General features: G+C 40.1%; 11 protein-coding genes and 1 riboswitch. Of the genes, 9 read left to right on the forward strand and 2 right to left on the reverse strand.

What is annotated here, in order from left to right:
- Positions 1-596 precede the first annotated feature (596 nt).
- On the forward strand, positions 597-2744 hold the full coding sequence (locus tag ACFSGI_RS04440) for a HelD family protein (RefSeq protein WP_204822983.1): 2148 nt from the start codon (positions 597-599) through the stop codon (positions 2742-2744).
- Positions 2745-2853: 109 nt separating this feature from the next.
- On the opposite strand, the gene ACFSGI_RS04445 is transcribed toward ACFSGI_RS04440, so the two are convergent.
- Entirely contained in the window at positions 2854-3147 is a 294-nt protein-coding gene (locus tag ACFSGI_RS04445) for a cupin domain-containing protein (protein WP_204822984.1), read from the reverse strand.
- Positions 3148-3299: 152 nt separating this feature from the next.
- Here ACFSGI_RS04445 and ACFSGI_RS04450 point away from each other — a divergent pair, with 152 nt between their 5' ends.
- From ACFSGI_RS04450 to crcB (ACFSGI_RS04460), 3 genes are all read left to right on the forward strand, one after another.
- Positions 3300-4619, forward strand: coding sequence for a replication-associated recombination protein A (locus ACFSGI_RS04450; protein ID WP_204822985.1), 1320 nt, complete (start codon positions 3300-3302; stop codon positions 4617-4619).
- Between the two features lie 45 nt (positions 4620-4664).
- A riboswitch (Fluoride riboswitch) is annotated at positions 4665-4727 on the forward strand.
- 68 nt (positions 4728-4795) lie between these two features.
- On the forward strand, positions 4796-5188 hold the full coding sequence (crcB, locus tag ACFSGI_RS04455; protein WP_204822986.1) for a fluoride efflux transporter CrcB: 393 nt from the start codon (positions 4796-4798) through the stop codon (positions 5186-5188).
- The gene (crcB, locus tag ACFSGI_RS04460; protein ID WP_204822987.1) at positions 5178-5543 is read left to right on the forward strand and encodes a fluoride efflux transporter CrcB; all 366 of its coding nucleotides are present in this window, start codon (positions 5178-5180) and stop codon (positions 5541-5543) included. The genes crcB (ACFSGI_RS04455) and crcB (ACFSGI_RS04460) overlap by 11 nt, the downstream gene beginning before the upstream one ends.
- Positions 5544-5716: 173 nt before the next feature.
- On the opposite strand, the gene mnmA is transcribed toward crcB (ACFSGI_RS04460), so the two are convergent.
- Positions 5717-6841, reverse strand: coding sequence for a tRNA 2-thiouridine(34) synthase MnmA (mnmA, locus tag ACFSGI_RS04465; protein WP_204822988.1), 1125 nt, complete (start codon positions 6839-6841; stop codon positions 5717-5719).
- A 330-nt stretch (positions 6842-7171) separates the two neighbouring features.
- On the opposite strand from mnmA, the gene cymR reads away from it, so the two are divergent.
- From cymR to alaS, 5 genes are all read left to right on the forward strand, one after another.
- Entirely contained in the window at positions 7172-7591 is a 420-nt protein-coding gene (cymR, locus tag ACFSGI_RS04470) for a cysteine metabolism transcriptional regulator CymR (RefSeq protein ID WP_069329183.1), read from the forward strand.
- Positions 7592-7706: 115 nt separating this feature from the next.
- Positions 7707-8858, forward strand: coding sequence for a cysteine desulfurase family protein (locus ACFSGI_RS04475; protein ID WP_204822989.1), 1152 nt, complete (start codon positions 7707-7709; stop codon positions 8856-8858).
- A gap of 119 nt (positions 8859-8977) precedes the next feature.
- Positions 8978-9484 (forward strand): PRC-barrel domain-containing protein, encoded by a 507-nt coding sequence (locus tag ACFSGI_RS04480; RefSeq protein WP_204822990.1) that lies wholly within the window; start codon positions 8978-8980, stop codon positions 9482-9484.
- A gap of 28 nt (positions 9485-9512) precedes the next feature.
- On the forward strand, positions 9513-9707 hold the full coding sequence (locus ACFSGI_RS04485) for a hypothetical protein (protein WP_069329186.1): 195 nt from the start codon (positions 9513-9515) through the stop codon (positions 9705-9707).
- Positions 9708-10262: 555 nt separating this feature from the next.
- Positions 10263-12890, forward strand: coding sequence for an alanine--tRNA ligase (alaS, locus tag ACFSGI_RS04490; protein ID WP_204822991.1), 2628 nt, complete (start codon positions 10263-10265; stop codon positions 12888-12890).
- Positions 12891-12940 lie beyond the last annotated feature (50 nt).

Raw genomic sequence — 12940 nt, forward strand, 5'->3', positions numbered from 1 at the left:
TCTAAATACATTTTCCTAAGAAAGAGCATGTATCTCTCATAGATACATGCTCTTTTGATATTTTTTATAATGAATAGTAGTCATCAATGATCTTCTAAAAGTTTCAAGACAACTACCAATATTAATCTAATTACAATACGAATTGAAGATATAGATGAAAGAAATTCAAATCATTTAAAAAAACCAAATACCAACGTAGCGCAAGAAATGGATTTATTCTGAAAGTCGCCTTTGAAGTAGAATCCCGACTGCTAGCAGTTTAATCAAGGGATTCTATTTCACCAGCGACGGCAAGAATAAGCCATTTCTGAAGCGGATGTTGCAAATCATAACAATAAATAAACAACTCAATCTAAACTATTCGCTCAAAAAAGAACTGGTTTTTTCAAAATCAGTATGGTATATTAAAAATCCTTTGTTAATGGCAAAACTATAAACATAAGCGCAGACTGACCTGAAAATAGTACACAAGACAATCAATCATGCTGAAAAAGGTGATTATGACATGTGTACCTTTTTACTGTTACGTCTGCGTTTTGTTTTTTTGCGTGCTTAACAAAGAGATCATAAATAGATTTCTTAGGAGGTAACTGAAATTGGAGGACAACTTTCAAAGTGCCTATCAAGAAGAGCAAGACAAGTTGCAACAAACAGTTGTTGAGATTGATGAACAACTAGAGCGTTTAAGACAGATTCCGGTCTATACGGGGCATGATTTTACCGAACAGATTTTGGAATCCGGTCGTGAACAGCAACGTCAATCTCTTTCGAAAAGCGCACAAGCACCGTATTTTGGTCGACTCGATTTTGCAGAAGGAGAAGAAGGAACACGTCAACCGCTGTACATTGGTAAGATTGGCGTTGGTAAGTCTGAGGTTGAGGATCAACCGTTAGTAATCGATTGGCGAGCACCTGTGGCAAGTTTGTTTTACTCCTTTACAGGTGGCGAAGAAGCAGCAGTCTATGAAGCGCCAGAAGGATTAATTCAAGGGCTAGTCTATCTCAAACGCAATATTGTGATCCATCAACGAATGTTAGAACGTCTAGCAGACACCTATGATCGTGAAAGTACAGAACCAGCGGTTACCGATGAATTTCTAGTGTATCGTCTGGGCGAAAATAAAGACAACAAACTACGCGATATTGTATCGACGATTCAAGCCGAGCAAGACCGGATTATCCGCGCTGCCAAAAATACAGCTCTGGTGATTCAAGGAGTAGCAGGTAGTGGAAAAACAACAGTTGCCTTGCACCGATTAGCTTTTTTGCTCTATCAATACCAAGAGCAAGTATCGGCAGATAAAATGATTATTTTCGCACCCAACCATATGTTTTTGGATTATATTTCCGAAGTGTTGCCAGAATTGGGTGTAGGCGATATTCAGCAAAGTACATTTAGTGATTGGGCACAACAGATTCTAGAAAGCGATATCCGTCTGGTACCTCAATCAGAGACATATGAATACTGGTTTGAAAATACAGATCGTCCGGCTGTTACAGATCACACTCCGTCACGTTACAAAGGATCGCTTGCCTTTATGCAATTGATTCGTGAGTATGTGAACGCATTGGAAAAGACGGCTGTACCAGAACTGGATTTCTATCCGTGGGATGAGGCTGTGTTGTCACAGGAAGAGATACTGGAATGGTTCAACAATGAATACAAACACTATCCATTAGCAAAACGCAAAGAACGGGTAATGGCACGTATTCATCGCTGGATAGAAATGCAGCTTAAAGTAGCACCTTCAGAAGCCATTCGTAAAGAGCGCAAGAAAAAAGCAGCTCAACGAGAAAAAGCATACTTAAATAAATGGCCTAAATACGAGCCATTATCATTATATAAACAGTTATTTAAAGCGATCAAAAGCAGCAATCATGCTGAAGCGCTTCAACCGATCTGGGAACAGATACCGGCAGATGTGCTCAAACAGGTGTCGACTGAATTGAAAAAAGATCGGATTCGCGAAGATGATCTGCCTGCTCTAGTCTATATCCATACGTTACTTCATGAAATGGAAGCAGAACATCGATTTGACCATGTGGTTATGGATGAAGCACAAGACTTTTCTCCTTTTCATGTCGCTTTACTTGATCTTTATGTGCGTGGTAGTTCATTCACGATATTAGGTGATTTATCACAAGGGATTCATGCTTATCGTGGAGTACATCAATGGGAAGAGATGAGTAGTTTATTTGCGCCAGAACAGACCGATTATTTCCCGCTGACTCGAAGTTATCGTTCTACGATGGAGATTATTGAATTTGCGAATATCATCTTGGAAAAAGGTGTACAAAATGGAATCACTGCTGTGCCTGTGTTCCGTAGTGGTGATCCTGTGCGAATGATACCTTATTCAACCGATACGCGTCTTGATACAATCAAAATGAACTGGCAACAATTGCAGACCAAAGATTACCGTACTACAGCGATTTTGACGAGAACTTTACACGAAGCTATTGAACTACATCAACAGTTAATCGAACAAGGGATCGAGATTCATTTAATTGATGGAGGTAAAGCCGCTTATCAAGGTGGACATTCGATCTTACCTGTTTATTTATCCAAAGGGTTAGAATTTGATGCGGTGATCGTAAGCGATGTAGATACCGATCATTATCATAACGACGCATGGGATGCCAAATTATTATATGTAGGTTGTACACGTGCATTGCATGAATTATGGATAATCCATGGAGAGCAGATACCTGATTATATTACGAGCAGTACCGATACAGAATAAAGGAAATTAGAAAAAGAGAGTTCCTTGTACAGTAAATCTGTAGAAGAACTCTCTTTTCTGCTTTTTGTACAAAATAATGTTAAAATAAAGAGACGGACTTTGATACCATTTATGATTTAATTACCAAAATCGATGTATCTTCAAGCGCTTTGAGTGAATGATATTCATCAGGTTCCATCACTAATACTTCATTAGGGGATAGTGTAATTTCTTGATCAGATACGGTGAATATCACTTTTCCGCTTTTAACAATAATAAATACTTGTTTAGGGCTTTGGTGTGTAGCAATTTCTTGTGCTGCACTTAATTGCAGATGAACGATTTGACGGGCTTCGGTATGGTAGATCGAAGTTATTTTTTTGTCTTGCAGGGGCATGACTGTATCTAATGAAATAGTTTGCATTATATAGGTCTCCTTTGGGTTAATAAAATAAAGCAATAATATAATCGGTGTGGATCTGCTTTTAATATATACCGGAATCATAATGATATAGGTGATTACAGTCACTATAAATGTGACAGTACAAATGATGGATATAGATAGGATGTGAACGTATGGACTTATTTTCGTATGATGATGGTGGTCATGATGCTGAATCGAATAGTATGGGTGTACTTGCTGACCGGATGCGTCCACAGTCACTAGATGAATATATAGGGCAAGAACAGATTGTCGGTCAGGGTAAATTGTTACGCCGGGCGATCGAAGCCGATCAAGTATCGTCTATTTTGTTATACGGGCCACCGGGTTGTGGTAAAACGACGTTGGCGCATATTATTTCTAAGCATACGCAAGCTGAATTTGTTCGATTGAATGCAGTAGAAGCGACAGTGAAAGAAGTTCGTGAAGTGATTGAACGTGCACAGACCAATAAGTCGCTGTATGGAACTAAAACGATTCTTTTTTTAGATGAGGTTCATCGTTTTAACAGTTCTCGTCAGGATGCACTATTACCAGCCGTAGAAAAAGGAACGATTATTTTTATTGGAGCGACTACCGAAAATCCTTTTCATTATGTCAATGGCGCATTAATGAGCCGGTCGACTCTTTTTCAGTTAGAACCATTGAATCAAGAACATTCACTTATTGCGATGAAACGTGCTTTAAGTGATTCTGAACGTGGACTCGGATTTATGCAGTTACAGGTAGACGCAGAAGCATTACAACATATTGCTTCGATGGCAAATGGAGATATTCGGCGTGCTCTTAATGCGCTGGAACTTGCCGCAGTGACTACTCCACCTGACAGTGAGGGCAATATTCATGTGACACTGGAAGTAGCGGAAGAATCGATTCGCCGTCCGATTGTCCGAGCAGATGAATCGACTCAGTATGATGTGTTATCTGCTTTTCACAAAAGTATACGGGGTTCCAGTGATGCAGCCTTATTCTGGTTCTTGTACGCGGTAGAAAAGTTAGGAATGGACCCGATGACATTTCTACGACGCTTAATCGCCGCCAGTAGTGAAGATATCGGTCTAGCGAATCCACAAGCGATGATCCAATCACTAGGTGCATTAGATGCGTATCGTACGAATGGCTGGCCTGAAGCGAAGCTTAATATTGCGCAAGCTATTCTATTTGCTGTTGAAAGTCCGAAGTCGAATGCAGTCTATACAGCGATCTCCAGTGCAATGTCAGCGATAGATGAGATCAAGTCTGCTGAAGTTCCACTGCATTTACGAGATACTCATTACAAAGGTGCTGCGCAGTTAGGGCATGAAGGGTACAAATATCCACATAACTTCCCGAATCATTTTGTCAAACAAGAGTATCTGCCGAAAGGGTTGTCTCGTAAAGTATTTTATCAAGCGACAGAACAAGGCAATGAATCCAAAATCAAGCTTAATCAAGAACGCCGTAGAGGATTGTAATATGCTAATCTTTACAAACACATAGGCATACGTTATATTAATATCAATTAAATCGGCGATGGAGTTCGCCATTGACTGCTGATTTCAGCTAATGACTCCTACTTGTGCAATCACAGGCTAACTGTGTGTTGTTCGAGTAGGAGTTATTTTTATGGACAGGGAAGGGGAGCATGACTATGTATTATGTCTGGGTAGCTCTATTTGGCGTGTTAGGAGCATTATGTCGTTATCTAACAGGAGTATGGATTGTCAGCCCTGGCTTTCCGCTAGCGACATTGATTATTAATATTGTTGGATGTTTTCTATTAGCTATAGTGATGAAGTACTTAGCTGAACTTCCTTATATCTCCAAAACGATTATTACAGCGCTTGGTACAGGATTTGTAGGTTCATTTACTACCTTTTCAACATTCAGTCTGGAAAGTATACAACTGATCGAAAAACACTGGTATGGCACAGCAGCACTTTATATCGGAGCCAGTCTTATAGGTGGATTGTTATCTTCACGCTTCGGATTCTATGTTAGTGAACAGTGGTTGAACAGAAGGAGGAACCGTCATGCTCATTAATATGCTATTGGTATCTGTAGGAGCTGTATTTGGCGTTCTGGCTCGCTTATTGTTATCCAATTGGATGAAAACTAAGTGGCGGATGCAATTTCCTTTAGCGACGTTATGTATTAATGTTAGCGGTTCTTTTTTGCTAGGGTTATTATTCGCTTCAGGGTTAAATAGTCACTTTCAATTGTTAATTGGAACTGGTTTTATGGGTAGTTATACTACTTTCTCAACATTCAAATTAGAAAATATTGAATTACATCTCAAGCAAAAGTATCGTCTGTTTTGGAGTTATATCGGTGCTTCATATATATTGGGGATCGGCTGTGCAGGGCTTGGATTATGGGTTGGAAATACGTATTTTTAATCATCTCGAAAATCTAAAGTACCCAATCAAAAAAAGAGTTACCGATGACAACCATCAGTAACTCTTTTTTTGTAATACTTATTTATGATCATATCTATCGAGTACTGTACTCTTGAACCTGTACTATTAAACAAAATACTAACGGTATCTTGAGTCAATACTATACTGAGCGATTATACTACAGCTTCGTAAGCTACTTTTTCGACGACATCAATTGTACCGCCACCGAGGCAAAGTTCGCCATCATAGAACACAACCGCTTGTCCTGGTGTGATTGCTTTTTGTGGCTCATCAAATTGTACACGTACATTACCGTCAGCTTGCCATGTTAATGTAACCCCTTGATCCGGTTGGCGATAACGGAATTTAGCTACACAATGCAGTGTAGTACCTGGAGCATGTTCAGAACCATCAATCCAGTTCATCACTGAAGCGATAAGACCGGTAGAGTATAGACTTGGATGTTGATCCCCTTGAACCACATACAGAATATTTTGTTCCAAATCTTTATCAGCAACAAACCACGGATTTCCATTGCCTGAACCGCCAATTCCCAATCCTTGACGTTGTCCAAGGGTGTAATACATCAATCCATCATGATCGCCTTTGACTTCACCTGTTGCAATATCGACCATTTTGCCAGATTTGGCAGGCAAATATCCACTTAAAAATTCGCGGAAATTGCGTTCACCGATAAAGCATACACCTGTGCTATCTTTTTTCTTCGCTGTATATAGACCTGCTTCTTCTGCAATACGGCGAACTTCTGGTTTCGGCAAATGACCGATCGGGAACATCGTTTTGGATAATTGTTTTTGATTCAACGCATTTAAGAAATACGTTTGATCTTTGCCATTATCGATACCACGTAGTAATTGGAATACACCGTCTTTTTCAATTACACGTGCATAATGACCTGTAGCAACATAATCAGCACCTAGGTCTAGCGCTTTATTCAAAAATTCACCGAATTTGATTTCGCGGTTACACATTACATCTGGATTAGGGGTGCGTCCACGTTTGTATTCATCTAAGAAATAAGTGAATACTTTATCGAAATATTCTTTTTCAAAATTGACTGTATAGTAAGGAATCCCGATCTGTTCACAGACCCGGCGTACATCCTCTGAATCTTCTTCTGCTGTGCAATGACCGAACTCATCGGTATCATCCCAGTTTTTCATAAAAATTCCGATTACATCATAACCTTGTTGTTTGAGTAGCAACGCGGTTACTGAGGAATCGACTCCGCCGGACATACCGACAACAACACGAGTGTCTGCTTTTGCTTTTTCCATTTGTACTCACCACTTTATATAAGATGAGATGATTCTATTATGGGCGAAATGATTAATAGGAAGTGCACAATAATAAGAATTCATCTGTAAAAGGTATATCTAACCGACAGCAATAATTCATTGTACCATTTTCTTGTAACATAACGTTGTAAAAGATACGAATAATTTCCCATAAAGCCTCTATATATGTTACGATAGGTAACAAGAATGATCGGAATACAGTGAATTATCGAAATTTTACGATACGTGCAACTATTAATAATAATTGAGGTTGTTCAATAAATCAACGATTTATCATTGTTTTTGCCAAATTTAAGTGAGGTGCCCTATATGAAGATATCAACTAAAGGACGTTACGGTCTAACGATTATGATGGAATTGTCTTCCCGCTTTGGTGAAGGCCCTACATCACTCAAAAGTATCGCTGAAAAAAATCAACTATCTGAACATTATTTGGAACAATTGATCGCTCCACTTCGCAATGCCGGATTAGTAAAAAGTATCCGCGGCGCGTATGGCGGTTATATTTTGTCTCGTGAACCGGAAACGATCACAGCAGGTGAAGTGATCCGCGTACTTGAAGGGCCAATCTCAGTGGTTGATTTTACCGATGAAGATGTAGCAGCGAAGCGTCATCTATGGATGCAGATTCGTGACGCAATCGCGCAAGTGATTGATTCAACGACGCTCAAAGATTTGATCACGTATCGTGAGCAAGGTCAAGAAGACAATTATATGTTTTATATCTAAATTCGATGTAGACCACAAGACGGAGGGGAACCCGCAGGTATATTGCTGCTCCCTTCCGTTTTTTGTCGTCTTTGTAATTATATTTTATTTTCTTATACAGAAAGGTGAATTCATAATGAAGGCTATTTATTTAGATCATGCGGCTTCTACACCGATCCATCCACAAGTCGCTGAACAAATGTTAAAAGTAATGACAGATACTCATGGTAATGCTTCAAGTGTACATGCTTTCGGTCGATCTGCGAAAAAAGTAGTCAGTGGAGCAAGAGATCAGATTGCGAAGCGTTTAGGATGTCGTCCTGATGAGCTTATTTTTACAGCAGGAGGAACAGAAAGTGATAATTTAGCTTTATTCGGTATTGCTGAATCGCTACGTCCTAAAGGCAATCATATTATTACTTCACAAATTGAACATCATGCAGTACTTCATGCTTGCGAAGCTTTAGAAAATCGTGGATATGAAGTGACTTATCTGCCTGTTGATCAACATGGATTGGTGCATCTTGAAGACGTGGAAGCAGCGATCCGACCTGATACGATATTGATTAGTATTATGTTTGGTAACAATGAAGTCGGTACGATTCAGTCGATTGCAGAAATAGGGCAGTTGTCACGTGCTAAAGATATTATTTTTCATACCGATGCTGTACAAGCTTTGGGCGCTATTCATTTGAATTGTCATGAATTGCCTGTCGACTTAATTAGCTTTTCCTCTCACAAAATCAATGGTCCTCAAGGGATCGGTGCTCTTTATATTCGTCATGGTGTCAAAGTAGAACCTGTTCTTTATGGAGGTCTACAAGAACGCAAACGCCGCGCAGGAACTGAAAATTTAGCCGGTATTGCTGGTTTTGGTCAAGCGGTAGAACTTGCTGTAGAAGGATTACCCGCACGTATAGAACATCTTCACTCCCTACGCACGTATATGCTGGAATGTCTGGAGCAAGAAGTAGGGTTAGAAGGGTATGTAGTCAATACACCTATCGATCAATCATTGCCGCATATTCTGAATATTAGCTTTCCTGGTGTGAAAAGTGAAACGATGCTAATGAATTTGGATATGGAACATATAGCCGCTGCAAGTGGGTCTGCATGTACTTCAGGTTCTTTAGAATTGTCACATGTTCTTCAAGCAATGAAAATTCCTGAAAATCTATTGAATTCCGCGATTCGCTTTAGCTTTGGGATGGGTAATACTAGGGAAGAAATAGCATATGTAACCAAAAAGATTGCAACTATTTTAAAGCGCATACGTAGTAGAAATTAGGGCTCCCCTGTGTGGTGAATAATAAGGGAGGGAAGATGATCATATGACGCCAACAGCCGGGCAAGAAAGAAATGATTTTCTTCCTGCGCAATCTATGCGATGAGGAGGTCCTGAGCGTTATGAAGATGCAGGGAATGATTGGACTTGCTGTATTTGATATCGAAGATGGCAAGCAACTTGGTAAAATTCATGACTTTATATTAAGCGAAGACTGGTCTGTTCAAGGTTTTGAACTGGAAGGTAAAAGCTTTTTCTCATTACAAGTGCGTACGATACTGTGGGAAGATATTGTGTCCTATGGCGAAGACGCTATTATGATCCGTAATCAACAGGCAGTCCGCCAGATCGCGGCTGACGATATTAAACATACATTTTTGATTGGTCAAAACAAAATAAAAGATATGCCACTTCTTACCAGTGATGGAGCGATGTTAGGCTATGTTTCGGATGTTTATTTTGATCATGAGTTGGGTAAAAGCATTACCGGGATTGAAATCAGTGATGGCTTTATCTCGGATATGATAGGTGGAAGAAAGTGGCTTCCTGTAAGCGGACAAGTTGCTTTTGGTGAAAGCGCGATTATGGTGCCGATCGAAAGTAACACACGACTAGAGGAATGTCATTAAACTTGGAGACGGATAGGGTGAGCGCTGAATGAAATGTCCAAATTGTAGTTCAAAAGATATTGGTAAAATTGGTTCCCATCAATTTTATTGCTGGGGTTGTTTTATCGAATTAACAGTTAACGGTGGTAAAATGTCTGTGTATCAAGTCGAAGAAGATGGAACGCTTAGTTCATTAGATGATTTGTTTGTCGAAGAACCTGTAGCAATGTATACACAAGCTTGAGCCTTTTTATAAACATGAACGATGTATAGAGTGGCGAATATCGGCTGTTCCGACAGCGCGGTACAATTCTTATCTTATACATACTACGTGTATCAGCGCTATTTTAAAAACCCCGTCTTGTATTGCACATCTGTAGAGGTGGCGATAGAAGTCGGGGCTTTTAAGCATGACCGATGCGATTGACAGACGTATGGGCGCTAGATATACTGATATAGTTGTGAAAGAACCGTAAAATTTCGGAATATGGATGATCAATAATCCGAAAAAAGGAGATCCAGGCATACATCTTTTGTTACACAGGTAATTGAAGTGATGACCGAACCCTACATAGATATTTTGGACGTATTAAGCGGTTGTTTGTCACTTGATTCACAAAACCTATACACAATAAAAGAGCGGTTGCAGGGACTAATGTTAGATACACACCAGAACACCGCCCCTGATTTTGCGCAGGGCGCTTTTTTTTTACCGACTTGTTAGTAGATACAGGTTGGATAGATTATACTGGATCAACAAGAAATAGATGTTTAACTATTCTGAGGAGGCTCATTACTTATGAAAGCAAGTGAAATTCGTTCCAAATGGCTCGCTTTTTTTGAAAGCAAAGGACACAATGTAGAGCCAAGTGCTCCACTGGTACCTCACAATGATCCGTCTCTATTGTGGATTAATGCAGGGATGGCTCCACTTAAAGCTTATTTTGATGGACGCGAAAAACCTGAAAATCCACGTATCACAAACTCACAAAAATGTATTCGTACCAACGATATTGAAAACGTAGGTAAAACACGTCGTCACCATACGTTTTTTGAAATGTTAGGAAACTTCTCGATCGGTGATTATTTCAAAGAAGAAGCGATTACATGGGCTTGGGAATTTTTGACAGAAAAAGAATGGATCGGATTTGATCCAGAACGTTTATCAGTAACGGTATATCCAGAAGATGAAGAAGCTTTCAAATTGTGGAACGAGAAAATCGGTCTACCGGCTGAACGTATTATTCGTCTAGAAGAAAACTTCTGGGATATTGGCGAAGGCCCTTGTGGACCTTGTAGTGAGATTTTCTACGATCGTGGAGATGCTTATGGTGCTCTTGATCCCAATGATCCTGAAATGTATCCAGGTGGAGAAAACGAACGTTTCTTAGAAGTATGGAACTTGGTGTTCTCTCAATTTAATCATAATAAAGATGGTAGTTATACACCGCTACCTAACAAAAATATAGATACAGGTGCAGGTTTAGAGCGTTTTGCTTCGATTTTGCAAGAAGTAGATTCTAACTTTGATACTGACTTGTTCCAACCGATTATTCAACAAGCAGCTCAAATTGCAGGTGTCACATACAAACAAAACGAAGAAACAGATGTAGCGTTGAAAGTCATTGCTGACCATATTCGTACCGTTGCTTTTGCAGCGGCAGATGGTGTATTACCTTCTAATGAAGGACGCGGTTATGTTATTCGTCGTTTGCTACGTCGTGCTGTACGTTACGGTAAAGTCATCGGTCTGGATAAGCCGTTCTTATTTAGCTTAACAGGTATTGTAGGCGAGATTATGGGCGTTTACTATCCAGAAGTAGTATCCAAACGTGAATTTATCGAGAAAATTATTCGCATAGAAGAAGAGCGTTTCCATGAAACTTTATCTGATGGTTTGAATATGTTGGCTGATCTTAGTACACAGGCGAAGCAAAATGGACAAACAGCAATCAGTGGTGCAGAAGCGTTCAAACTATATGATACGTATGGTTTCCCGTTTGACTTAACAGAAGACTATGCTGCTGAAAATGGACTGACTGTAGATCGTGAAGGCTTTGATGCAGCAATGCAAGAGCAACGTGATCGCGCTCGTGCAGCTCGTCAAGATAGCGGCAGTATGAAAGTTCAAGGCGGCGTATTGTCTGATTTTGAAGGCAAAAGCGAATTTATCGGTTATGAACAATTAACCGTACAAGCTACTGTAGTGGCTTTGATTCAAGAAGAAGCATCAGTAGATCGTGTAGGCGAAGGACAACAATGTCAGGTGATTCTAGACGTAACTCCTTTCTATGCAGAAAGTGGCGGTCAGATCAGCGACTTAGGACGTTTGAGCAATGATACGGTTGAAGCATCTGTCGAAGGATTGTTCAAAGCACCACGTGGACAATTTGTGCATATCGTGACTGTAAGTTCAGGCGAACTTCATATCGGTGATGTGGTGACAGCAGAAGTAGATGCACCAAACCGTAACGATATTATCAAAAACCATACTGCGACTCACTTATTGCATCAAGCTCTTAAAGATGTATTAGGTACACATGTGAATCAAGCAGGTTCACTGGTAGAAGCAGAACGCTTGCGTTTTGACTTTTCTCACTTCGGTAGTATTACGCCGGAAGAACTTGCAGATATCGAACGTCGTGTGAATCAGGAAATCTGGAAAGGTCTGGATGTCGAGATCGAGTACAAAGGAATCGACGAAGCTAAAGAAATGGGCGCTATGGCACTATTTGGTGAAAAATATGGCGATATTGTACGCGTAGTCCAAATTGGCGATTACAGCATAGAATTATGTGGTGGTTGTCATGTCGATAATACAGCACGTATCGGATTGTTCAAATTGGTATCTGAAAGTGGTATTGGTTCGGGTGTACGCCGTATCGAAGCGGTTACTGGACGTCTAGCATACATGTTCTTAGATAGCCAATTGGATATTTTGAAGCAAGCTGCGGTACAATTGAAATCAAACGTACACGATGTTCCTAAACGCATTGAGTCATTGAACCAACAACTACGCGATCTAGGTCGTGAGAATGAATCACTACAAAGTAAATTAAGCTTGATCGAAGCAGGTCAATTAACAGATCAAGTCGAAACTGTAGGTTCTACTCAACTGTTAGCTGTTTCTGTTAATGTTCCAAGTATGGATGCTTTGCGTGGTCTAGCGGATGAACTAAAAGGCAAGTTGCCTGAAGCAGTGCTTGTTCTAGGTGCAGCTCAAGACGATAAAGTAAACTTTGTTGTAGTTGTGCCGAAGTCTGGTATTGAACGCGGACTGCATGCAGGTAAATTAGTAAAAGAAGTCGCTGCTATTTGTGGCGGCGGCGGCGGTGGTCGTCCTGATATGGCGCAAGCTGGTGGTAAAGATGCTTCCAAATTAACAGAAGCTCTGGCAGCAGCGAAGCAACATGTCGCTTCGATTTAATGATAGTAAGATTGGATAATGGGTATAAAAAAGGTAAGGAATAGCGTGTT

This window comes from Paenibacillus nicotianae (assembly GCF_042681745.1).
GTDB lineage: Bacteria > Bacillota > Bacilli > Paenibacillales > Paenibacillaceae > Saccharibacillus > Saccharibacillus nicotianae.

Bases quoted from the DNA above. Each gene is read 5' to 3' on its own strand.
- alaS (WP_204822991.1), top strand. From the start codon at position 10,263: ATGAAAGCAAGTGAAATTCGTTCCAAATGGCTCGCTTTTTTTGAAAGC.
- crcB (WP_204822987.1), top strand. From the start codon at position 5,178: ATGCTCATTAATATGCTATTGGTATCTGTAGGAGCTGTATTTGGCGTT.
- mnmA (WP_204822988.1), bottom strand. From the start codon at position 6,841: ATGGAAAAAGCAAAAGCAGACACTCGTGTTGTTGTCGGTATGTCCGGC.
- ACFSGI_RS04475 (WP_204822989.1), top strand. From the start codon at position 7,707: ATGAAGGCTATTTATTTAGATCATGCGGCTTCTACACCGATCCATCCA.
- cymR (WP_069329183.1), top strand. From the start codon at position 7,172: ATGAAGATATCAACTAAAGGACGTTACGGTCTAACGATTATGATGGAA.
- crcB (WP_204822986.1), top strand. From the start codon at position 4,796: ATGTATTATGTCTGGGTAGCTCTATTTGGCGTGTTAGGAGCATTATGT.
- ACFSGI_RS04485 (WP_069329186.1), top strand. From the start codon at position 9,513: ATGAAATGTCCAAATTGTAGTTCAAAAGATATTGGTAAAATTGGTTCC.
- ACFSGI_RS04480 (WP_204822990.1), top strand. From the start codon at position 8,978: ATGAAGATGCAGGGAATGATTGGACTTGCTGTATTTGATATCGAAGAT.
- ACFSGI_RS04450 (WP_204822985.1), top strand. From the start codon at position 3,300: ATGGACTTATTTTCGTATGATGATGGTGGTCATGATGCTGAATCGAAT.
- ACFSGI_RS04445 (WP_204822984.1), bottom strand. From the start codon at position 3,147: ATGCAAACTATTTCATTAGATACAGTCATGCCCCTGCAAGACAAAAAA.